At 58.4% G+C, this 21855-nt stretch carries 20 protein-coding genes; 14 read left to right on the top strand and 6 right to left on the bottom strand.

What is annotated here, in order from left to right; genetic code table 11:
- Positions 1-2: 2 nt before the first annotated feature.
- Both IEW09_RS00860 and IEW09_RS00855 read left to right on the top strand, forming a co-directional pair.
- Positions 3-2042 carry a DUF3858 domain-containing protein gene (locus IEW09_RS00860; RefSeq protein WP_188552282.1) on the top strand — a complete coding sequence of 680 codons (2040 nt, stop codon included), beginning with the start codon at positions 3-5 and terminating at the stop codon, positions 2040-2042.
- A gap of 112 nt (positions 2043-2154) precedes the next feature.
- A complete protein-coding gene (locus tag IEW09_RS00855; protein ID WP_188552281.1) occupies positions 2155-2769 on the top strand; it encodes a flavin reductase family protein in 615 nt (204 codons plus the stop codon).
- A gap of 27 nt (positions 2770-2796) precedes the next feature.
- Here IEW09_RS00855 and IEW09_RS00850 read toward each other — a convergent pair whose 3' ends face one another.
- Positions 2797-5007: a glycosyl hydrolase gene (locus IEW09_RS00850; RefSeq protein ID WP_229738988.1), complete on the bottom strand. Its 2211-nt coding sequence runs from the start codon at positions 5005-5007 to the stop codon at positions 2797-2799.
- A gap of 239 nt (positions 5008-5246) precedes the next feature.
- Here IEW09_RS00850 and IEW09_RS00845 point away from each other — a divergent pair, with 239 nt between their 5' ends.
- The 3 genes from IEW09_RS00845 (at position 5247) to IEW09_RS00835 (ending at position 6726) form a co-directional block, all read left to right on the top strand.
- Positions 5247-5948, top strand: a complete 702-nt coding sequence (locus IEW09_RS00845; protein ID WP_188552280.1) for a DUF4339 domain-containing protein — start codon at positions 5247-5249, stop codon at positions 5946-5948.
- Entirely contained in the window at positions 5948-6340 is a 393-nt protein-coding gene (locus IEW09_RS00840) for a DUF2752 domain-containing protein (RefSeq protein ID WP_188552279.1), read from the top strand. Before IEW09_RS00845 ends, IEW09_RS00840 begins: the two co-directional genes overlap by 1 nt.
- Before the next feature lie 119 nt (positions 6341-6459).
- A complete protein-coding gene (locus tag IEW09_RS00835; RefSeq protein WP_188552278.1) occupies positions 6460-6726 on the top strand; it encodes a hypothetical protein in 267 nt (88 codons plus the stop codon).
- Between the two features lie 61 nt (positions 6727-6787).
- On the opposite strand, the gene IEW09_RS00830 is transcribed toward IEW09_RS00835, so the two are convergent.
- The gene (locus IEW09_RS00830) at positions 6788-7330 is read right to left on the bottom strand and encodes a bactofilin family protein (protein WP_188553134.1); all 543 of its coding nucleotides are present in this window, start codon (positions 7328-7330) and stop codon (positions 6788-6790) included.
- A 354-nt stretch (positions 7331-7684) separates the two neighbouring features.
- Here IEW09_RS00830 and IEW09_RS00825 point away from each other — a divergent pair, with 354 nt between their 5' ends.
- From IEW09_RS00825 to IEW09_RS00815, 3 genes are all read left to right on the top strand, one after another.
- A complete protein-coding gene (locus tag IEW09_RS00825; protein WP_229738987.1) occupies positions 7685-8386 on the top strand; it encodes a hypothetical protein in 702 nt (233 codons plus the stop codon).
- Positions 8387-8462: 76 nt separating this feature from the next.
- The gene (locus IEW09_RS00820) at positions 8463-8657 is read left to right on the top strand and encodes a YqaE/Pmp3 family membrane protein (protein WP_188552277.1); all 195 of its coding nucleotides are present in this window, start codon (positions 8463-8465) and stop codon (positions 8655-8657) included.
- A 24-nt stretch (positions 8658-8681) separates the two neighbouring features.
- Positions 8682-9353, top strand: a complete 672-nt coding sequence (locus IEW09_RS00815) for a YdeI/OmpD-associated family protein (RefSeq protein WP_188552276.1) — start codon at positions 8682-8684, stop codon at positions 9351-9353.
- 255 nt (positions 9354-9608) lie between these two features.
- On the opposite strand, the gene IEW09_RS00810 is transcribed toward IEW09_RS00815, so the two are convergent.
- Positions 9609-10580 carry a helix-turn-helix transcriptional regulator gene (locus IEW09_RS00810; protein WP_229738986.1) on the bottom strand — a complete coding sequence of 324 codons (972 nt, stop codon included), beginning with the start codon at positions 10578-10580 and terminating at the stop codon, positions 9609-9611.
- A gap of 129 nt (positions 10581-10709) precedes the next feature.
- Between IEW09_RS00810 and IEW09_RS00805 the strand changes: the two genes are divergently transcribed.
- Positions 10710-11216 carry a DinB family protein gene (locus IEW09_RS00805; RefSeq protein WP_188552275.1) on the top strand — a complete coding sequence of 169 codons (507 nt, stop codon included), beginning with the start codon at positions 10710-10712 and terminating at the stop codon, positions 11214-11216.
- A gap of 68 nt (positions 11217-11284) precedes the next feature.
- On the opposite strand, the gene IEW09_RS00800 is transcribed toward IEW09_RS00805, so the two are convergent.
- Complete coding sequence (locus IEW09_RS00800; protein ID WP_188552274.1) at positions 11285-11725, bottom strand: CBS domain-containing protein; 441 nt, start codon at positions 11723-11725, stop codon at positions 11285-11287.
- A 104-nt stretch (positions 11726-11829) separates the two neighbouring features.
- Between IEW09_RS00800 and IEW09_RS00795 the strand changes: the two genes are divergently transcribed.
- A complete protein-coding gene (locus IEW09_RS00795; protein WP_188552273.1) occupies positions 11830-12468 on the top strand; it encodes an FmdE family protein in 639 nt (212 codons plus the stop codon).
- A gap of 128 nt (positions 12469-12596) precedes the next feature.
- Positions 12597-14429, top strand: coding sequence for a translational GTPase TypA (gene typA / locus IEW09_RS00790; RefSeq protein ID WP_188552272.1), 1833 nt, complete (start codon positions 12597-12599; stop codon positions 14427-14429).
- Between the two features lie 56 nt (positions 14430-14485).
- Here the strand turns inward: typA and IEW09_RS00785 are convergent, their stop codons facing one another.
- Both IEW09_RS00785 and IEW09_RS00780 read right to left on the bottom strand, forming a co-directional pair.
- Positions 14486-16111 (bottom strand): carboxylesterase/lipase family protein, encoded by a 1626-nt coding sequence (locus IEW09_RS00785; RefSeq protein ID WP_229738985.1) that lies wholly within the window; start codon positions 16109-16111, stop codon positions 14486-14488.
- A gap of 105 nt (positions 16112-16216) precedes the next feature.
- Complete coding sequence (locus tag IEW09_RS00780; RefSeq protein WP_229738984.1) at positions 16217-16828, bottom strand: superoxide dismutase; 612 nt, start codon at positions 16826-16828, stop codon at positions 16217-16219.
- Between the two features lie 198 nt (positions 16829-17026).
- Between IEW09_RS00780 and IEW09_RS00775 the strand changes: the two genes are divergently transcribed.
- From IEW09_RS00775 to IEW09_RS00765, 3 genes are all read left to right on the top strand, one after another.
- Positions 17027-19489: a glycoside hydrolase family 15 protein gene (locus tag IEW09_RS00775; protein WP_188552270.1), complete on the top strand. Its 2463-nt coding sequence runs from the start codon at positions 17027-17029 to the stop codon at positions 19487-19489.
- 120 nt (positions 19490-19609) lie between these two features.
- On the top strand, positions 19610-21616 hold the full coding sequence (gene tkt / locus IEW09_RS00770) for a transketolase (RefSeq protein WP_188552269.1): 2007 nt from the start codon (positions 19610-19612) through the stop codon (positions 21614-21616).
- A 74-nt stretch (positions 21617-21690) separates the two neighbouring features.
- Positions 21691-21831, top strand: coding sequence for a hypothetical protein (locus IEW09_RS00765; RefSeq protein ID WP_188552268.1), 141 nt, complete (start codon positions 21691-21693; stop codon positions 21829-21831).
- Positions 21832-21855: the final 24 nt, after the last annotated feature.

Below are 21855 nucleotides of genomic sequence, written 5' to 3'. Positions count from 1 at the left end.
AGATGAAACACCTGTCAGGTTGTCGTGCTCTCTGCCCTGTATTTTTTGCTGCTCTGTTGATCCTGTCCTCGCCGTTAGCGCGGGCGGAGCAATGGATAACGCCGACGCCGGAAGAACTTTCGATGACCTCGCAGCCTGAGGTTCCGGGTGCTGCGGCGGTCTATCTGTATCGCGAAGAGATTACCGAAGACAAGATGCATGCGATGCATGTCTACGAGCGGCTTAAGGTGCTGACTGAAAGCGGTAAGAAGTATGCCAACGTAGAGCTGGGATACTCGTCGAGTTTCGATAATGGAAGCATCTCAATCGATGAGATCCAAGGACGGACGATCCATCCCGATGGAACGATCATTCCTTTTACCGGCAAGCCTTATCAGAAGCTAGTCGAGAAGTCGCAGGGCACGAAGTATATGGCCAAGGTCTTTACGCTGCCCGATGTCGAAGTAGGCAGCATCATCGAGTACCGCTATGACCAGCGCCTGGATGACAACTTTTTTATGGCACCGCGCTGGTATATCCAGTCCGACCTATACACCCGCAAGGCGCACTATGTGTGGAGGCCGACCAGTAAAACGTTGATCAGCAACGATGGACATCACAACCTCACCAATGCGATTGCATGGACTCCGATTCTTCCGGCCGGCACCGAGCTGCAGCACACAACGATGCCGGCGGTTGACTTCAATCCGGGGCAACAGATCTTCGAGCTCAATGTGCACGATATCCCTCCCGTGCCTAACGAAGACTATATGCCGCCCATCTCCAGCCTCAGCTATCGCGTGCTCTTTTATTACACTCCGTACCGCAACAGCGATGACTTCTGGAAGAATGAGGGCAAATACTGGTCGAAGATGCATGACAAGTTCATTGGCCCCGGACCCGGGGTTGAAGCGGCCGTCAAGACTCTGACGCTGCCGACCGATACGCAGGAGCAGAAGCTTCGCAAGCTCTATGCAGCGGTCATGCAGCTTGAGAACACGGACTTCACACGGGAACACACCAACGCGGAAGAGAAGGCCGATAGCGGCAAGCCCATTCGCTCGACGGATGATGTGTGGGAGCGTAAGCGCGGCAGCAGCGATCAGCTCTCCGATCTTTTTGTTGCCATGGTTCGCGCTGCCGGAATGAAGGCTTATGTGGCCGCGGTTACAAATCGAGATAAGAATATATTTCTGCCGAGTTACTTCAGTCTTGGGCAGCTTGATGACGATCTTGCGATCGTCAACGTGGACGGGAAGGAACAATACTTCGATCCCGGATCGCGGTTCTGCCCTTACGGAAGCCTGGCCTGGAAGCACTCGTTTGCCGAGGGGCTTCGCCAGACCGACGATGGCACAACGGTTGCGAAGGTTCCTGGGCAGCCTTACACCGCATCGCGCATTCAGCGTGTCGGCGATCTGAATATGGATGTGCATGGTGTTGCCACCGGACAGATCACGATGGTCTACATCGGAGCGCCCGCTTTGTATTGGCGGCAGCGCTCGCTTAAGGGAGATGCTACGAGCCTCGAACACGATCTTCGCACCAGTGTCGAAGATCTTCTGCCGGCGGGGATGGACGTTAAGGTAGTCTCCATCGACAAGCTTGCAGACTACGAACAGCCTTTGCGTGTGAGCTTCATGGTTCATGGGGAGATCGGTTCTTCGACGGGCAAGCGCCTGATTGTTCCGGCGGACATCTTCGAGGTGAATGCGAAGCCGAGCTTTCCGCATGAGAAGCGAGAGATTCCGGTTTACTTCGACTATGCCTTTGTTGACCAGGATGCAGTTCGTGTCAGCTTTCCGGCTTCGCTGAAGGTGGAATCGATGCCCACGAAGGACCAGCTCCAGTTTCAGAATCTTGCGGCTTACGATATTTCGACGGCCTCCACGCCTACCAGCGTCACCTTTCGGCGGAACTACTCTCTGGGCACTATCATCTTCCTTCCCAATGAGTACACCGGACTGCGTAGCTTTTACTCCAAGATGGAGACGGATAACCAGGGAAGCATTGTGCTTATCTCTGCTCCGGCGTCAGGCGTTTCTGCTGGCGCAGCTAATTAGCCCCGCTAGCCTAAGTTGCAAAGAGCGCGAGCGTAGCCCATTCATGGAGCTGCGCTCGCGCTCTTTGTAATAAAGCGAATTCTTCGTTGCGCTGCGGCATCTTAACAGGCATATGGAATTTCGGACGATTGAACCCAAGATCCTTTACTTTGGAACGCCGGTTGCTTTGATCAGCTCGTTGAATGAGGACGGCAGTACCAACCTTGCTCCGATGTCTTCGTTCTGGGCACTGGGGTGGACGTTGATGCTGGGCCTGCTCGATGAGACGAAGACGGCGGAGAACTTCGAGCGGCATCCGGAGTGTGTGGTGAACCTGCCTTCGCCGGATATGTGGCGCGAGGTGGAGAAGCTGGCTCCGCTGACGGGCAAAGACCCAGTGCCTGAGATCAAGCAGAAGCAGTTTCGCTATGAGCCGCATAAGTTTGAAGTTGCCGGGCTGACGCCGCTGGCGAGTGAGGCAGTGCAGCCGATGCGGGCCGAGGAGTGCCCCGTCCATATGGAGGCGCGGGTTAGAAAGCTGCATCGCCTTGAAGGCGAGAAGCTGGCACAGCTTGGTGGAGCGGTGGCGGCGGAGGTCGAGGTTTTAAAGGTGCATGTTGCCAGCGACTTCGTCATCGACGATCACTATGTCGATCCTGGCAAGTGGTCTCCGCTGATCTACAACTTTCGCCACTACTTCAGACTGGGTGAAAACGAGCTGGGAAAGACGTTCCGCGCAGAGAAGTGATGCCGTGGCGCAATATCTTTCTCGGAGTTATCGCACCATCAGCACTCGTGTCTCGTAAGGCTTGAGCTTTAACTGCACCGACATCGTTCCCGGGGCGCGGGTGGAGGCGACGGATGAGACCGCGCCGGTAGCCGGGGCCCACTCTTCGACCAGTTGCCGGGAGTTCTCTCCCTCGTTGCGGAAGTTCACTGCGTCGGAGATAGGCGCGGCGCTCTCGTTGAAAAAGAGATAGACGGACGAGTCCTTGAGCCGCCGTGTCATGCAGCGCAGGGATGTATCCGGTGAAGTGAGCCATATGTCCTGATCTCCCACAGCATTTGTCACTGCTTGCAGAATTGCCGGAGCTGCTGCTTGCGGAGCCGGTGGTGCTGCTGGGGGATAAGCAGGCGGAGTGGGTGTCTCGGGCAACTGTGCTGAGGTTTCGGTTGTGGCCCATGCGAAGTCCGCAGCCGTAGCTGCTCGCGCATCGAGGATCGTTCGTCCTGCGATCAGCGATGGTGTGCCGCCGAGGAAGAGTACCTTGCCTCCGCCTGCGGCGAAGGTGTGCAGGCGATCCAGCACTTGCTGCGAGAGGACTGCCGCGCCAGGAACGATCACGGTGCGGTATTGATTGCCGCTCATCGTCTCGAATGTTCCGTGGCTGGCCTTGAGATCGGTTGCGAGGGCGTCTTCATTGACGATGTCGAAGTCGATTTGATGTTCGGAGAGCAGGCGCTCGGTGGAGACGAAGGTTGCGTCGGAGGCGGTATCGCCCAGCCACATCGAGCTCGAAGGAATGAGCAGTGCGACAGACGACGCGGGCTCGCCCATCGACAGCAGATAGCTCATGCGTCGCACATAGGTCAGCAGCGCAGGGTAGGCCGGATCTTTCATGTAGGCCGCCGGGCCACCGCGTGCGCCAGTCGTGGCAGGGTAGTACATCGTCTCGATTAGGTTGACGCCGCGCACGAACTGCTCGTTCAGGATGTAGCGGGCCATGGTGACGTCGGGGGCTGGCCGGTAGGCCGCGAAGCTCTCGGTGAAGGCGCGCGGATGGCCGTAGACGTGTGCCGCCGATGAGGCAAGCCGCGGATAATCGGAGATGGTATCGGTCCAGATCTGGTGCCAGATGGCATCGATGCCGGGTACTTCGACGTACTTCATGTCGCGCAGGAAGTCGCCTTCGCTGTGCGTTAATGCCATCTCCATCTCTTCATGGTTCAGGTGCACCTGATATTCGAGGTGGTTGGCCGCGCACCACTCTCCCTGCGGCTTGAAGAAGCCGTCGCGAAACATCTGCGAGAAGACGTCGTAGTAGTCGGCTTTGGCGCGGCGCTGGGTCTCGGTCATCGCTGTTCCTTTTGGCAAGAGGAACGTGGCGACGTAGGGACGAATGTCGTAGCCCTTGACCTGTTCGAATCGAGAGAAGAACTTCGGTGTCCACGGTAGACCGGAGATGGAGTAGTCGGGCTCGTCTCCGCGAAAGCCGAGGATGGTCTCGCCGAACTCGTCGCCGACGGCCTTTTTATACTGCTCGTGCGTGAACTGGAGATACTGCTCGGTCGCTGCGGGGTCCATGTAGTCTTCGAGCGATTGCGTGCCGTCTTTTTTGTGCGTAGGGTTAGTGTCCGACCGCGTCGGTGAGGTCCTGAACTGATGCTCGACCACTAGGACGGTCCAATCGCCTGCCGGGGCAGTCCATGTGATCGCATTATTTGTTACTGGAATGGTTACAGTCTTGCCGGCTGCATCAACCGCAGTTACGGCGACGGTGTTGGGGCCTACGGCTGCTTGGATTGTGTCGCTGCCCTTGGCGGGAATCCTCTGCGCGACCTCAAGCGCCTGCATTCGCAGCTCGGGCTTTAGCTGTGTAAATTTGCCTCCGGCGAATCCGCTGGGATATCCGGCGTCGTCTACGATCCACACACGCATGTCGCGTTTTTTCGCCTGCTCGACGAACATGCGGAAGAACTGGAAGTACTCCGGCGAGAGATATGCGAAGGGCATGCCGAACCCGGCCTGTACCGTGACCGCGCGATAGCCCAGCGACTTCATGGTGTCGAGATCGCGCTCGATGACCTGCTGGTTTACCGCGCCGTTCAACCCGTAGTAAGGCTCAGGACCGTACTCCGATGGGGGATTGAGCCATGACTGTTGCACGCTGGCCGCTGTCGGCATCTGTATCTTTTGCCAGGGCTGCTGGGCCAGAGCGCTGATCGAGATCAGCGAGGCCAGTGCGGTTACAAACATCTTCTTCATGAATCGTCCCGTCTTTCAGGTGTGGCGGCGGTATCCGCAGCCAAATACTGTTCAGCAGATTTATACAGGGTTGGGATAGGGTTTGGAAACTATTTCATTCAAGGAACTCGTCTTTCGCAATTTTTGAGAAGTTCAGCGAACCATCCTTGCGGGGAAATCGTATTGTGCAGAAGCGCGCTCCGTGTTTTCATCACTCTACGGATTTGTGCGTAGCATTCGTTATCGACAGGAGCGCCAGTATGCAATACCAGGTGTCACGCAACGGCCAGATGTATGGCCCCTACACTCTTGAAGATCTTCAGCGCTATGTCGCCTCCAATCACATTCTGTATACCGACCTGGCCAAGAGCGAGGAGATGACGGAGTGGGTGCCGGTCTCGCAGATTCTGGGAACATCGTCTTCAGGAGCGGCGCCGGGTTATTCCTCTTCAACCCCGTACGCGCAGCCATCTGCGGCTGCCTATGCGCAGCCTGCTGCCGGCACGTATCAGGATGCGCCGAACCTTAATTGGGGACTTGAGCTTCTGCTTGGTTTTCTTACCTGTGGCCTCTTCGTTGTTGTCTGGAACCTAGTCATTGCTTCCTGGGCTAAGCGGATACAGCCGACGAGCCAGGCGCTGATGTACTACATCATTGCCACTGTGCTCATCGTGCTTAACTTCGGCGGGTCTTACGGTAATGTGATTGCGACGGTGCATCATCAGCATCCGCACCAGAGCATCTTAGGCGGCCTGGTCGGGCTGGCGACGTGGATCGTGAGGCTGATCGCCCGCTTCAGCCTGCGCGACACGCTCGAGAAGCACTATAACGTCGCGGAGCCGTTTGGCCTGCGTCTGAGCGCGGTGATGACCTTCTTCTTCGGCGGCATTTATTTTCAGTACAAGCTCAACCGCATCAATGAGATGAAGGAGACGCTGCGCTACCGGAACGCGGTGCGGTGATGACACGCGCGCGGCTCGCAGCCATCGGGCGGGCGGCAGCACCGCTTGCTGTCGTCGCCATTGCCGTTGGTGTGTTGCTGCGCTTTCCGCCGGAGAGTTACACGTTCTATCCGGCGTGCCCGATCTATCGCTCTCTTCATGTGCAATGCCCTGGCTGCGGGGCGACGCGGGCGTTGGCCGCGCTGTTGCACGGGCGCGTTGCTGAAGCTATGCGGTTGAATATGCTTACGACGATGCTGACGCCGTTTGCCGCGATCTATGGTGCGATCTGCTATCGCCGCTTCCTTCGTCGCGAACCTTTGCAAGTGCCGCGGTTACCACACTCTGCCGTGTATATAACTTTGGCCCTCGCCGCTATCTTCAGTATCGTCCGCAATCTTGGTCATATCTAGGGATTTCGCTTCGATCTCTGCTTGCATCCACAAGATGCAACCTGTGCAGATTCGGACTACGATATCTAACCGACTGGCACTTCCCGGCTATTCGAGCAGGGAAGTGTAGGAGCGGCACCATGAAAAACCGAATTGCGATGTGGGCAGTTGTGGGCTTTCTCATTGCAGTCTTCTGGGCATTCTGTGTCCTGGCAACGGCTCCGTACACCAACGAGCGGATGCATGATGTATGGCTATTCGCCGGCATCAGTTGTCTCATTATCTTCGTCCGCTCGCTCCCAGTGAGCATGTATCAGGTTCTTATTGCGAATGCTGCTACCTACGCTCTGATCGGTCTGGTGGTGGAAGCTCTGCGGAAAAATAGAACCTCAACCCACACCGTTTAGTCTTAAATGCAAAACGGCCCCGACTTGAGCCGGGGCCGTTTGTGGCGATGCGATATTGCGCTTATGCCTGGGTGGTGACAGGTTCGGGGCCGGGGGTTGCGGCGCTGGTGGCCGTGCCGCCCTTGAGGTCCGTGCCGCCGGGCTTACGGATGTCGATGCCGCCCTTGAAGAACGCGCCATCTTCGATCGAGATGCGAGCTGCAATGACGTCGCCGGTCAGCGAGCCTTCGCTGCGGATGTCGACGCGATCGCTGGCCTGGCAGTTGCCGCGCACCTTGCCCAGTACAACGACCTCGCGGGCGACGATGTTCGCCGCGACCTGGCCGTTGCGTCCCACGGTGACGCGATTGCCAGGCAGATTGATGGCGCCTTCGACCTTGCCGTCGATGTAGAGCGACTCGGAACCGGTCAACTCTCCCTTGACGATGAGCGATTTGCCGATCGTTGCCTGCTCGCCCGTCGGCACCGCCGAGGCTGGTGTCGCGCTGCCTACACTCGCCTGCCGCGTCGGGCTGGCCTCGTAGTTCGGGCTTGCTGCCGGAGTCGGACGCACTGGTTCGGGAGTTGAAGGGCTATTGCTTCCGGGCTGATTCGGTTTCCACATATCTGTCTCTGTCCTTTCGTACTGCTTAATATTCTCGCCGCGGGCTTTCGAACGCGCCACCACGACGGCAGCACGCATTCATTCCACGATACTACTCTGGATTTCGCCTGCATAACGCGGCCAACGACGACGAAATCCACAGATTTTATGCGCCTTCCATTGACTCGGAAGGTTCTTCCCGGTTTCCGGTTCCTTTCTTCCGAATATCGTCCCATTTATTCCACTCCCCAAAAGTGTTAGGCAAGTTACAGCCCTGTATACGCGGAAGATGTAGCCTGCGGATTAGCATGGCAACACTTTGAAATTTCGATGTTGCAGCAATCTCAAACCACAGGCCCAATCTTGAATTTTTCCTTGTATCTCTCTCTGCTTCGTAGATATCTGCCCACCTCGCTGCTGCTGGTCTTATCGTTTGTGCCTGCGCGGCTTCTCGCAGCGCCCAAGGTGCATACCGTTACTCTCGGTCCTAGCAGGCGTGCGCCCTATGTCCCTACGGATGCAACACCTGAGACCAAGTCGGATGAGGCCTCGACGTTGCGTGTTCGCGCCCTGTACGTGGATGACCGTCAGAAGGAGTGGACTACCGGGGAGATCCACGACGTTACTGATCGCACGTTTACTGTGCGCCGCGCTCTGCGGCTCAATGATGCTCTGCCCACCGATCCTGCTCCTCGCTGGGTGTGGGAGCCGGGGCCGTGGCTGATGGTCGATCGCATCAGCGGCCACATTACCGCGCTGCATCTGCCTGATTTTGATTCAGTTGTCTCTAACGTCGTCTGGTTCCGCGATTATGCCGCCTACTGCGGCATTGCGACCACGGCTCGGGGTGGACTTTTTGCTGTTGTGGCCCAGCTTGGAGCGCGCAAGGCCGTGGTGCAGAAGAAGATCGGTGAGTGGCCGCAGTCGAACCACTTCATCCCCGTGTGCCAGCTTGCGAGCTGGCAGAGACTGCCCATGCGCGTCACCATTCAGCCTACCGGCGGGCAGGCTACCACCTATGATGTGTTCGGTTCGAGCTCGCTGGTGGAGGAGGGGGATAACTCGGATGAGAACTAATCGGCTGCCGGACGCGTATCTTGCTCCATCGGCGGTAACATCGCTGTAGCGCTGAATCCCGACGGAAGGCCCGCAAGTGAGACTTGTCATCGCATTCTTCTTTCCCTGGCTGACCTTCTTCACCATAGGCCGCCCCTTTGCCGGGTTCATCTGCCTGGTGTTGCAGATCACGGTTCTTGGATGGATTCCCGCTACGATATGGGCCGTCTACGCGCTTAGTCAGTACAAGACCGACCAGAAGATTCACCGCGCACTCAGCCGGCAATATTAATTTCCTCGGAGTCGGCACTCTTCTATGAGCACAAGCAAGAAGTTTCGCGGTCTTCTCGAACCGTACAGCAAGCTCAACTGGGTGATCGTCAGGCTGCCCTTCGACGTTGCGAAGACTTGGAAGACACGGAATCGCCTGCACGTCAAAGGCACGGTCAACGGCTTTGCCTTTCGCACTTCGCTCTTCGGGTCTGCGCAGGACGGCCACTTTGTGCTGGTGAACAGGCAGATGCAGAAGGGCGCAGGCGCCGTGGTTGGCGGCATGGTTGAGATCGTGATTGAGCCCGACCTCGAAGAGCGTAAGACGTCCATTCCTACGGAGTTGGCGAAGCTCTTGAAGCAGCATGGCGCGCTCAAAAAATGGTACGAACAGTTAAGCATCTCTGCCCGCGACAACATTACCCGCAATATCAACACTCCCAAGAGCGCCGAAGCCCGCCTGCGCCGTGCCGAGCAGATGGTGGAGCGCATGATGCTGGCCATGGAGGGCGAGCGCGAGCTGCCGCCGATTCTGCAAATGGAATTCGCGCGTCACTCGCGGGCTCGTGCAGGCTGGGAGGCGATGACGCCGGTGCAGCGCCGTGGCCACCTGCTCGGAATTTTCTATTATCAAAGCCCTGAGTCGCGTGAAAAACGCGCTCGCAAAGCAATCGACGAAGCCCTTAAGATTGCGCGAACCAAAAGCCGCGAAGTTTAGCTGAATCGCTTTATGACTGGATATTGTTATCGGAGGCAAAAGAGGATGCTCTGCATGAAACGCTTCCGGCTCGCCAGCATTTGCATCTCTTCTTCTGATCTTTTCTGCCTTCTCTTTCGGCCCGCTTGACCTCCACGCACAGACGCCTACGAATCGATCGCTGCCTCGCATTGTCCAGAAAGATGGCGCGCCATTCCTGATGCTGGGCGCTCAGGTCAACAACTCCAGCGCGTGGCCCGCGATGTTGCCGAAGGGTCAGCCTGGCAACGTATTAGCTGTACCTGCTGCGGCGATTGCGCGAGCGTCTGCCAGTACGCGCTCGCGCAGTTGCTTCGGCTCCAGCACTCTCGCTTTCGGGCCAAAGCCCAGCGTGACGAACCGTGCCTGGTGTTCGTTTTCGAAGCCGACCCGCAGAGCAGACCATCCCTCGGGCAATTTCGTCGCACCAGGCTTAACCGGAACGGCGTGCATCCATTGGCCTATCGAGCGTGCCGCCTGAGGATCGAGCAGCAGAGTTACCTCATAGCTCTGTCGAGCCTGTTGTAACTGCGCGGTGGACTCGCTCCAGTACGCCCCCAGGCTGAACTTCGCCGGACGCTCAAAGCTGGTGGCCAGCACCGTTACAGCTTGCATGCGCGAGACGCGATAGGTGCGCAGGCCATTCGCCGCACGCCCCACCATGTACCAGGTCGAGCCTTTGGCCACCAGTCCCAGCGGATCGACCGTTCGCGGCGCCGTGTCTCCGTCGGCGCGTGTGTAGTCGAAGGTCAGGCGGCAGTCACGCGCCACCGCATCCTGCACCAGAGGCAGCATCGACAGATCTTCGGAAGAGGGATGCCATCCTGTGTGGTCGACGTGCAGGCGTTCGCGCATTGCCTCGGCCTGTCGCCGCATTGAGACAGGGAGTGCGGCCATCAGTTTGCCAAACGCCCGCTCTGCCGCCGCGGACAGTTTGGGATCGCCCAACGCACGTGGCTGTGTCATCAGCAGAGCGCGCAGCTCCGGCTCGTCCAGCCCCGGCACCTGCGTACGCCAGCCTTTCTCGAGTCGCCATCCGCCCTGTGCTCCACGCATCGCCAGCAGAGGAATTCCCGCGATGCAGAGCGCCTCCATATCGCGGTGCACGGTGCGCTGCGAGACCTCGAGCCGCTCTGCCAACTCGCGGGTGCTGAGTTGCCCGTGTGCCTGCAAGAGCATCAGCGCGGACATGAGACGGCTGGCCTTCACGCTTCCATCCTCCTTGCGAGCGGGGTGAACTTTTTTATCTTGCCAAAGATATATGACAGTACATGGCATATATACCTTTTTAGTCTCAAACATGTAAGCGAAGCAGACAGCTACCTCAAGGAGATCTACATGGAATTGAAAGAGTTTTTCCTCGCCCAGCTTGACCGCGAAGCAGCATCCTCCCGCAAGGCAATCGAGCGCACTCCTGAAGGACGCAACGACTGGAAGCCGCACGAGAAGTCCATGGCGCTCGGTTTACTCGCCGCGCTTGTTGCCACCATGCCCGGCTGGGTGTCGATGATGATCGAGACCGACGAACTGAATCTCGATGATCCTCGCAATGAAGATCTCAAGACCAAGCCGGTTGCCACCAAGGCAGAGTTGTTGAAGCTCCTCGATGAAGGAGTCGCCAAGGCCCGCAAGTCGCTCGAGGCCACTACCGAAGAGCACCTTCTCAAGCCCTGGAGATTCAAGATGGGTGGCCGTACCATCAGCGAGGCGCCGCGTCATGTTCAGATTACGGACTCTGTCTTCAGCCATCTTGCCCACCACCGCGGACAGCTTACCGTCTACCTTCGCCTTAACGAAGCCAGCGTTCCGGCCATCTATGGGCCATCGGCGGACGAGCAGTTCTAGGTAATCCGAAATGTGATAGAGCGCGGCGAATCCTTGCGGATGACGCTGCGCTTCTGTCCATTTCAGTTCTATTGCGAGATATAAGCCTCAAGGTGGCGGATTCTCGCCTCCTGCTCGGAGATGACGGAGTTCACCAGATCGCCGATCGAGATCATTCCCACTATCTTGCCGTGGTCCTCTACAGGAAGGTGTCGTATGCGGTGGTCGGTGACCAGGCGCATGCACTCGGCTACGGTGTGCCGCAGGGAGACGGTGATGACGGGGGTGCTCATGATCTGCCGCACCATAGTCTCCTTCGACGACCGCTCCTGTAGGATCACCTTGCGCGCATAGTCACGCTCGGAGATGATGCCCACCAGCACCCCCCGCTCCATGACGAAGAGCGCGCCTACCTGTTGCTCGGCCATGATGCCGATGGCTTCGTACACGGAGGCGTCCGGTGTCGTCGACCACATCTCTGCCTTCTTCTGCCGCAGCACTTCGCCGACTGTCGTGGTTAGTTCACTCATGGGCAGCCCTGGGCTTCGGATAATACCCCCGCTGCGCTGCCGTGTGCAAGGCTTGCTTCGCGTCGAAGTTGGTCGAGGGGGCGCGTTCCGCCTATCATCACTCCATGCAGACCTTTGACGAGCTCCTCCGCGAAGCCGAGATTGCCCACGGCCACCTCTGTGCGGGTCAGGTTCTCGGCGTGCGCATGGCCATGCTCGGCTGTCGGCGTCTCGGCATCGACGACCCCAAAGGGGCCGACCGCAAGCGCCTGGTCACCTTCGTCGAGATCGACCGCTGCGCTACGGATGCGATTGGAGTTGTCACCGGCTGCCGTCTCGGCAAGCGCGCGCTCAAGTTCCGTGACTGGGGCAAGATGGCCGCCACGTTTCTCGATTTAGGCGACCCCCAAAATCCCGATTTAGAGACCGGCAAAGCGATCCGCATCGCCGCGCTTGAGTCCTCCAAGCAGCGCGCCCGCGAGCTTTATCCGCACATCGAAAACAAGAACCAGCAGCAGATGCTCGCCTATCGCGAGCTTCCCGACGAAGACCTCTTCAGCGAGCAGTGGGTACAGGTGCCGCTGCAACCGCGCGAGATGCCGGGCTACAAGTCGGCGCGTATTGCCTGCGCGGTTTGTGGCGAGGGCATTAATTACGACCGCCAGGTGGAAATTAACGGAGAAATCATCTGCCAGGGCTGTGCCGATCCTGAGGCTCGTTATTACCGGCCAATTCCTTCGTCTACGCAGTCTCCAAACAAGTGATTCCGCAGTCTTTTTCTGTCCAAAGCCTTCTTTCATGGCCCTTTGGCAACTGCCTGCGGTAAACTAATAGTGACGCGCATTTCCATCTTCGTCCCATCCCCCAGCGCCCAGACAGGACATACATCGCAGTGAGCACTTCTACCGCAGTTGCCGTTAAGCCCATCTTCAATATCGCCATCATCGCCCACGTCGACCATGGCAAGACCACCCTCGTCGACGCCATGCTTCGCCAGTCCGGCACCTTCCGCTCCAACGAAGCTGTAGCCGAGCGCGTTATGGACTCGAACGACCTTGAAAAAGAGCGCGGCATCACGATTCTGGCCAAGAACACCGCTCTTTACTATCACGACAACAAGATCAATATCGTCGATACTCCGGGCCACGCCGACTTTGGCGGAGAGGTCGAGCGCGCTCTCAAGATGGTTGACGGCGTTGTTCTGCTTGTCGATGCCTCGGAAGGCCCGCTGCCGCAGACTCGCTATGTGCTCTCGAAGGCACTTGAAGCTGGGCTGACTCCGATGGTCGTTATCAACAAGATCGACCGTCCTGATGCTCGCGCACAGGAAGTTCTGAACGAGGTCTATGACCTCTTCATCGACCTCGATGCCGATGAGTCCGTGCTTGATTTCCCCGTGCTCTACACCAACGGCAAGCTCGGCACCGCGACCACCGATCCTAACGTTCCCGGCACCGACCTGCAGCCGCTCTTCGAGCAGATCATCACCACGATTCCTGTTGCTAAAGGCGATCCCGAGGGTGCGGTGCAGATTCTGGTCACCAACCTCGATTACTCCGACTACCTGGGACGTCTTGCCATCGGCCGCGTCTTCAACGGCACCATGCGCACCGGGCAGGAGTACAACGTCGCCAAGCTCGACGGCACCTTTACCAAGCACAAGATCACCAAGCTCTTCAGCTTCTCCGGCCTCAAGCGCACGGACATTGAAGAGACGCAGGTCGGTGATATCGTCGCCATCGCCGGTATCCCCGGCATCACCATCGGCGAGAGCTTCTGCGACGTGGAAGACCCCAAGCCGCTGCCGCCGATCACCATCGACGATCCGACGATTGCGATTCAGTTCAACGTCAACAATTCGCCTTTCGCCGGACGCGAAGGCAAGTTCGTTACCTCGCGTAACCTGCGCGACCGTCTCGACAAGGAGCTACTGACGAACGTCTCTCTGAAGATGGAAGAGACCGGTTCGCCCGACTCCTTCAAGGTGTTGGGACGCGGCGAACTGCAACTCGGCATTCTGATCGAAATGATGCGCCGCGAAGGGTTCGAGCTGATGGTCAGCCGTCCTGAGATCGTCACCAAGCGCATCAACGATGAGGTGATGGAGCCGGTTGAGCATCTCTCAATCGACGTTCCTGAAAACTTTGTCGGCACCGTCATCGAGCGCCTCGGACCAAGAAAAGGCGAGATGACCAAGATGACGAATCACGGTTCGGGCCGCGTCCGTATGGAGTTCCGCATCCCCAGCCGCGGTCTGATTGGCTTGCGTTCGGAGATGCTGACCGAGACTCGAGGAACGATCATCATGAACTCGATTCTCGACGGCTATATCGCCTATCAGGGTGAGATTCCGCAGCGTCTCTCCGGTGCGTTGATCTCCGACCGGCAGGGAACCACGACTGCGTATGCGCTCGAAGGTTTGCAGGATCGTGGCGTGCTCTTCGTCGGCGACGGTGTTGAGGTCTACGAGGGCATGATCGTCGGCGAGCACAGCCGCGACAACGACCTCGACGTCAACTGCGTTCGCGAGAAGAAGCTATCGAACATGCGTGCATCTGGTTCGGACGATGCTGTTCGCCTCGTGCCGTTCAAAAACCTCACGCTGGAGCAGTGCATCGAGTTCATCGCCGATGACGAACTTGTAGAGGTAACTCCCAAGTCGCTGCGCCTGCGCAAGAAGGTATTGCAGGCCAACCGTCGTCCTCGCAAGGGTTCGAGCGAGTAATCGCAGTTGTTATCAAGAATGGCTGGAAGCTGCTAAAGCTTCCAGCCATTTCTTTTTTAAGTTCCGGGTTGAATGTAAGGAGCTTGTTCGATCAGCTTTCTCTCTTCGCCGCGTGGATCGTCTTCAATCCGTGAGACGGAATCCCAGATCATCGTTGGCCTATGTTCCAGCTCGTAACGTGGCCAGTGGGGGATTGCTTTATTGTTCGGGTCGCCTGTTCGCGCAAAGGCGATGAAGGTGTTGCTTACCTGATCGGCAACGCGTTGTGCATCGGCTCCGCCTCCGGTCATCGAAGCTGCGATCTTTACGTTGTCGAAGGCGAAGGGGATGTCCATGGTATGCGGTGCGCCCCACTTGCCGCCGTCAACTGGCGACTTCCAGGCAAAGTTATAGGCCCAGGTTGGGCCGTGCTGTGCGGCGTGGCGGTCGCTTTCGATTACCATTCCATGCCAGCTTCGGAAGGCCGTCGTCACCGCGAAGAAGACATCGCTGGCCGAGTATGCCGGATACCACTTGCGATAGTCGGCGATGATGTCGGCTGTCTTCAGGTCGCCGAGAAAGGAGCGGTATTTTTCTAATCGAGTTGGCAGCTCTTCCCAACTAAGAGAGAACAGTGATGCATCGCCGCTCCCGATCAGGAAGCGCGTCTCGTCGTGGACATTGCCGAGAATCATCGGAATGTTTGCAGAGAGTGCAGGAGCGTCCGGAGAGAAAGGATCTCGCGGTAATACCTGATCGTCGAGGACAGGCCCGAAGTATTTGCCCGCGCGTATCGTTGCTACCAACTTCTCCATTGGTACTTTTTCTGGATCGCGAATGTCTTGGATGTTCGCATGCGATAGGCCAATCGCCGCGAGGACAGCCTCTGTCGATTCGGTGGCGTGCTCCTGAGTTCTCGCTGTCAGTTGCTGCCCGCTCATGGTGATGACGCGATGGAAGAGACCATTGGCTGCGGGCATCGCCATCAGCGTGGCGCACTTGGCGCCACCGCCACTCTGGCCGAAGATCAGCACCCGCGAAGGATCGCCGCCAAACTCGGCGATGTTGTCGCGCACCCATTTCAGCATCAGCACAAGGTCGAGTTGACCCACGTTGCCGCTTTCGGCAAACTCTGCGCCGCCCAACTTCGCCAGGTACATGTAGCCGAACAGGTTCAGGCGATGGTTCATGGTCACGACGACGACATCGCCGCGCTTGACCAGCCGAATACCATCGTAGACCGGGCCGTTGCTGGAGCTGCTGCTATACGCGCCGCCGTGGATATAGACCATCACCGGACGCTTGCGCCCATCGCGAAGCCCTGCTGTCCATACATTCAAATGCAGGCAGTCCTCGCTGTTTACCGGATTGACTTCATCGAGTGGAGAGAAGGACGAGTGGCCACTGCGCGTGTGGATCGGCTGCGGAGCCTGCGGGCCAAAGGTCAGCGCGTCACGGACTCCGGTCCACGGTGTTGGCTTTTCGGCAGGCATGAAGCGGCGCTTTGCGGTATCGCCCCCATATGGGATTCCCTTGAAGACGTTCACTCCATCCTGGATGAATCCGCGAACTTTGCCTGATGTCGTTGTTGCGATTGGGGAACTTGTCTGTCCCCACATGCTCTTCGGTGCGACCAACGATCCTGCTGCTACCAGGACTGAACTCTGCAACCACTCGCGCCGCGTCACCTGCGTCTTTTTCACTCTGTCTCCGTTCGTGACATCTTTTATAACGATACGGTCAGCATGTGTCGGAAGACGCAAAAAGGGCCGCCCGCAGGCAGCCCTTTTACTCTTGTTGAGACGAGTCTACTTCTTTGCTGTTGCGAAGCGCTTGTTGACCTCATCCCAGTTCACGGTGTTCCACCATGCGGCGAGGTAGTCGGGGCGCTTGTTCTGGTACTTCAGATAGTAGGCGTGCTCCCATACGTCATTGCCCAGGATCGGGTAGTGACCCTGCGAGATAGGGTTGTCCTGGTTGGCGGTAGTAACGACCTTCAGTTTGCCGCCCTCGAAGATCAGCCAGCCCCAGCCGGAGCCGAACTGCTTGGCGGTCGCTTCGTTGAACTGCTTCTTGAAGTCCTCGAAGGAGCCGAAGTCGGCCTTGATCTGAGCGGCAATCTCGCCGGTCGGCTCGCCGCCGCCCTTGGGCTTCATGATCTGCCAGAACATGGTGTGGTTGACGTGGCCGCCGCCGTTGTTCTGCACAACTTTGCGCACATCGTCGGGCACGCTGGCGAGGTCCTTCAACAGATCTTCAGGGGATTTCTTGCCAAGCTCGGGGTGTTTTTCGACTGCGCCGTTCAGGTTGGTTACATAAGCCTGATGGTGCTTGTCGTGGTGCAGCTTCATCGTTGCTTCGTCGATGTAGGGCTCAAGCGCCGCATAGTCATAGGGCAGAGGGGGTAGTTCGTAGGCCACGGTCATTCTCCTGTCGCTTTTTGTTTGGGCCAGGCTCGGTCACACACTGGCGGTTCGTTCTTTGGATGCCACCGGGGCATCTTGCGATGCCATTGGCGAATCCAGTCGACCCTCGAATCATAGCGCACCTGTGGCGTTCATCTCATATTCACCGTTTGATCAGAACCGTTTACCGGATTTTTGGAGTCTAATGGTGCAATGAGCGATCTCGCAGCCGCCTACCGCTGGCTCGACGATCAGGGAGCCGCGTTCGGTGCTCCCGGTCTCGAACCTCGTTGGACCTCCAGCCAAAAAGATGCTGTTTCCACTGCATATGCCGCTTCGAGCCGCATCTGGTTCACCCTCTCACACGGAATCCTCAACGAGATTTATTACCCCACGATCGATCGTCCGCAAACGCGCGACATGGAGCTGATCTTCACCGATGGTGAGACCTTTCTGCATGAAGAGAAGCGCGATATTCACTACGATCTGCAATATATCCACCCCAACGCGCAGGCCATCCGCGTTACTGCCACCGATCCTAACGGCCGCTATACCGTCACCAAGCAGTTCATCAGCGATCCGCATCGTCCCGCTGTGCTGATGCATGTGCGGATCACGGGCGACACGGCGTTGCTCTCCCGCCTCAAGTGTTATGTTCTGCTCGCACCTCATCTCGACGGCGGCGGGGCGGGGAACTCGGCCCGCTCCATCGAGGTTGCGGGCCAGCGCTGCCTGCTGGCGTGGAAGAACAATATCTCGCTGGCTCTGGGCGTCAGTTGTGGATTTACCCGCTCCTCCTGCGGTTATGTCGGCTCCAGTGACGGCTTTCAGGACCTCGCCGCCGATATGACCATGAATTGGGAGTTTGGCCAGGCGCTCGACGGCAACGTCGCCATTATGGGCGAGATCGATGTCGCCCACACGCACGAGTTTACGGTTGCAATCGGACTGGGCGACGGCCATCACGCCGCTTTGGCCAGCATGATGCAGACCCTCGCTACGCCCTATCGCGCCCACTGCGAGCGCTTCATCGAGCAGTGGCTGCGCGTTGACTCGCCGAAGCTGATCGCCGCTTCATCGACCGACGACGGCAGGCTTGCCAACATCAGCCATAACATCATCCTCACCCACGAGGACAAGACCTACTCGGGAGCCTTCATCGCTTCGGCCTCGATTCCCTGGGGCGCGTCGAAGGGCGACTCCGACCTTGGTGGCTATCACCTCGTCTGGACGCGCGATATGGTGCAGTCAGCAACCGCTCTGCTCGCATGCGGAGACACCGAGACTGCGCTGCGGGCGCTGGTCTATCTCGCCTGCACACAGCGCACCGACGGCAGCTTCGCGCAGAACTTCTGGATCGACGGCGATCCCTACTGGTCCGGCATTCAGCTCGACGAGGTGGCGTTTCCTATCATCCTGGCTTGGCGTCTGTGGAAGGAGAAGGGGCTCGGCAACTTCGACATCTTCCCTCTGGTCGAGCGCGCCGCAGCTTTCCTTGTCTGTTATGCGCCGGTGACGCAGCAGGAACGCTGGGAGGAGACCGCAGGCTACTCTCCTTCGACACTGGCTGCGGTAATCTCCGGCCTGATCTGCGCTGCCGACATCGCCCGCTCCAAAGATTCGGAAGAGCTGGCAGTCTTCTTAGAAAACTATGCAGACTGGATCGAGGCGCATCTCGACGAGTGGACAACGACCACGGAGGGCGTGCTCTGCCCGGAGGTCGCGTATCACTACATGCGGATCAATCCGCCTGCGCCGGGCGAGCCTTTTTATAACGACCAGATCGCTCCCGGTCACATCCATATCGCTAACCGTGCGCCGGACGAGAGGCAGGACTTCGAGGCGCGCGAGATTATCGATGGTGGATTTCTCGAACTGGTCCGCTACGGTGTCCGCCGTGCCGATGACCCGTTGATTGTCGACTCGATCAAGGTGGTCGATGCCATCCTGAAGCGCGACACGCCCAGTGGCCCCTGCTGGCGGCGGTATAACCACGACGGCTATGGCCAGAAAAAAGACGGCGGCCCCTACGATGGTTGGGGACAAGGCCGCGCATGGCCGCTGTTGACTGGAGAGCGTGCCCACTACGAGCTGGCCGCCGGTCGACCGATAACCGAACTGATCTCGGCCTTCGAGAAGTTCAGCTCCATTGGCGGCATGCTCCCCGAACAGATATGGGACTCTGCCGATCTTCCCTCTGAGGGCATGTACTTCGGCAAGTCGGCAGGATCTGCCCAGCCCCTGGTCTGGGCGCATTCGGAGTACCTCAAGCTGCTTCGCTCAGTCACCGACAAACGCGTCTTCGATCGCATCTCCGTCGTTGAAGAACGCTACGCCGTTCCTGCGGCAAAGCGCTCTTTTGCCAGCCAGATAGAGATCTTCAAGCTCTCCCGCCCGGTCTCGTTTCTACCCGCAGGCTTTAGCCTCCGGGTAGTCGATCGAGGCCGGTTCCGGATCGTCTATACCTTCGATAACTGGTCTACCGTCAATAACATGGATTCCCATAGCATGGGCCGGATCGGCTACTTTGCCGATATACCGACAACCTCGAAGCAGAGTGGGACCATTATTTTTACGCTGTGCTGGCCCAACCAGGGCCAGGATCCGAACCAGCCCGACCGTTGGCTCGGTAAAAACCTCGAAGTCGCGATCATTCCACCATCTTCGGGGCGATAAATCCCGAAGATGTGCAAGGCCCCCGTCCAGCTTGCTACACTGTCATTGAACGACCAAAATCATGGAACAGCAGAATCGCCGCCCCGCGCCGCGACTCTTCACACAGGAAAAAGGAAAAGAATGAGCGACCAGCAGCAGTCAGACAAGCAAAATGCGTTAGATCAGCTCTCCATTAACGCCCTCCGCTTCCTCGCCGTCGACGCGGTTCAAAAGGCCAATTCCGGCCACCCCGGCGCCCCCCTCGGCTGCGCCCCCATTGCTTATCTGCTGTACCACAAGATCATGAAGCATGATCCCGCGGACCCCAAGTGGATCGACCGCGACCGCTTCATCCTCTCGAACGGCCACGCCTCCGCCCTGCTCTATGGTTCGCTCCACCTCTCCGGCTACGATCTGCCGATGGCTCAGCTCGAGCAGTTCCGCCAGTGGGGTTCGCACACCCCCGGCCACCCGGAGTACGGTGAGGCCCCGGGCGTCGAAGTCACCACCGGCCCGCTGGGCCAGGGTTTCGGCATGGCAGTCGGCATTGCCACGGCTGAGAAGCACCTCGGAGCCGTCTACAACCGCGACGGTCACAAGGTCATCGATCATCACACTTATGTTCTCTGCGGCGACGGCGACCTGATGGAAGGCATCTCGCATGAGACGGCATCGCTGGCCGGAACGCTGAACCTGGGCAAGCTGATCGTCCTCTACGATGACAACCTGATCTCGCTCGACGGTCCTACCGAGCTGAGCTATACAGAAGATGTCACACTGCGTTTTGAGGCCTATCACTGGCACGTTCAGATGGTTCACGACGGCAACGACCTGGTCGCCCTGGAAGCCGCCATCGCCGCTGCCAAGGCTGAGACCACGCGTCCTTCGCTCATTCGTGTTCGCACCGTCATCGGCTACGGCAGCCCCAAGGCCGGCACCAGCAAGGTCCACGGCGAAGCGCTCGGCGCAGAGGCTGTGAAGGAGACCAAGAAGAACCTCGGCTGGCCCGAGGACAAGAGCTTCTACGTTCCCGATGAGGCCCGCGCCAACTGGGATACCGCCAAGGCTCGCGGCAAGAAGGCCCACGAGGCATGGACTGCCGACTTTGCAGAGTACAAGAAAGCCTATCCTGAGCCGGCGGGTGAGTTCGAGCGCGTCGTCAAGGGCGAGCTGTCGAAGGACCTGTCGAAGAAGGTTCCCGTCTTCCCGACCGACAAGGCGGTTGCCACGCGTAACGCCGGTCAGGTGGTGATGAATGCCATTGCCGGTGTTGTGCCCGAGCTCTTCGGCGGTGCGGCTGACCTTACCGCTTCGACTAAGACCATCTTCAAGGATTCGCCCAGCTTCCACGTCGATCCCAAGGGCCGCAACGTCTTCTTTGGCGTCCGCGAGTTCGGCATGTGCGCCATGGTCAACGGTATGGCTGCCCACGGCGGTCTTATCCCCTTCGGGTCGACCTTCTTCGTCTTCTCGGACTACGCTCGCCCGGCCCTTCGTCTGGCTGCGCTGATGTCAGTTCACTCGCTCTTCATCTTTACCCATGACTCCATCGGTCTTGGCGAAGACGGCCCCACGCACCAGCCGGTTGAGCATCTGATGGCACTTCGCGCCATTCCGCACTTCACCGACTTCCGTCCGGCGGATGCGAACGAGACCGCTGCCTGCTGGCAGCTTGCGCTCGAGCGCAAGAGCGCCAGCTTCATGGCTCTTTCGCGCCAGGACCTTCCCGTTCTCGACAACGAAAAGTACAAGGTGCACGAAGGCGTGAAGAAGGGTGCATACGCTCTCGACAACAGCGGCAAGGACATCATCCTGATCGCCACGGGCTCGGAGGTCTCGCTGATCCTGAAGGCTGCGGAAGAGCTGAAGGCGCAGGGCATCAATGCTTCGGTCGTCTCCATGCCGAGCTTCAAGGTCTACGACGAGCAGTCGGATGAGTACAAGGCCAGCCTGCTGCCGGAGAACACTCCCAAGCTGGCCGTCGAAGCCGGGGCCACGATGGGTTGGTACAAGTACATCGGCCACAACGGTGCCGTCATCGGTCTGGATCACTTCGGTGCATCCGCTCCGGGGCCGATCGTGATGGAGAAGTTTGGCTTCAGCGTTGCAAACGTCGTTGCGCAGGCAAAGAAGCTGGTCAAGAAGTAAGCAGGGAATGGAAGGCGGGGCCTATCGGGCTCCGCCTTTTCTTGCAGCAATACGGGGCTTCTTCGGAGAGAGTTATGGTCAACAGCGAACGCGAGATGGTGCGTCGAAACGACGAGTCGCCGGTAAAAGAGGAGCGATTCACTTCGTTACAGCCGACCTACGAAGACAGCGTTCCTCCAGAAGACGATTGGGAGTTCGAGCAGGATTACTCCTAGCGGTTTCTGCTCGAGACCGGCCTT

This window comes from Edaphobacter dinghuensis, from assembly GCF_014640335.1.
In the GTDB taxonomy this organism is placed as follows: domain Bacteria; phylum Acidobacteriota; class Terriglobia; order Terriglobales; family Acidobacteriaceae; genus Edaphobacter; species Edaphobacter dinghuensis.
Note: the sequence above shows the minus strand (reverse complement) of the source record. Positions and strands in the feature narration are given on the sequence as shown.

Coding starts and splice junctions, on each gene's coding strand:
- IEW09_RS00845 (WP_188552280.1), top strand. CDS start 5,247: ATGCAATACCAGGTGTCACGCAACGGCCAGATGTATGGCCCCTACACT.
- IEW09_RS00775 (WP_188552270.1), top strand. CDS start 17,027: ATGAGCGATCTCGCAGCCGCCTACCGCTGGCTCGACGATCAGGGAGCC.
- IEW09_RS00815 (WP_188552276.1), top strand. CDS start 8,682: ATGAGCACAAGCAAGAAGTTTCGCGGTCTTCTCGAACCGTACAGCAAG.
- IEW09_RS00855 (WP_188552281.1), top strand. CDS start 2,155: ATGGAATTTCGGACGATTGAACCCAAGATCCTTTACTTTGGAACGCCG.
- IEW09_RS00860 (WP_188552282.1), top strand. CDS start 3: ATGAAACACCTGTCAGGTTGTCGTGCTCTCTGCCCTGTATTTTTTGCT.
- tkt (WP_188552269.1), top strand. CDS start 19,610: ATGAGCGACCAGCAGCAGTCAGACAAGCAAAATGCGTTAGATCAGCTC.
- IEW09_RS00850 (WP_229738988.1), bottom strand. CDS start 5,007: ATGAAGAAGATGTTTGTAACCGCACTGGCCTCGCTGATCTCGATCAGC.
- IEW09_RS00765 (WP_188552268.1), top strand. CDS start 21,691: ATGGTCAACAGCGAACGCGAGATGGTGCGTCGAAACGACGAGTCGCCG.
- IEW09_RS00800 (WP_188552274.1), bottom strand. CDS start 11,725: ATGAGTGAACTAACCACGACAGTCGGCGAAGTGCTGCGGCAGAAGAAG.
- IEW09_RS00840 (WP_188552279.1), top strand. CDS start 5,948: ATGACACGCGCGCGGCTCGCAGCCATCGGGCGGGCGGCAGCACCGCTT.
- IEW09_RS00835 (WP_188552278.1), top strand. CDS start 6,460: ATGAAAAACCGAATTGCGATGTGGGCAGTTGTGGGCTTTCTCATTGCA.
- IEW09_RS00830 (WP_188553134.1), bottom strand. CDS start 7,330: ATGTGGAAACCGAATCAGCCCGGAAGCAATAGCCCTTCAACTCCCGAA.
- IEW09_RS00795 (WP_188552273.1), top strand. CDS start 11,830: ATGCAGACCTTTGACGAGCTCCTCCGCGAAGCCGAGATTGCCCACGGC.
- IEW09_RS00805 (WP_188552275.1), top strand. CDS start 10,710: ATGGAATTGAAAGAGTTTTTCCTCGCCCAGCTTGACCGCGAAGCAGCA.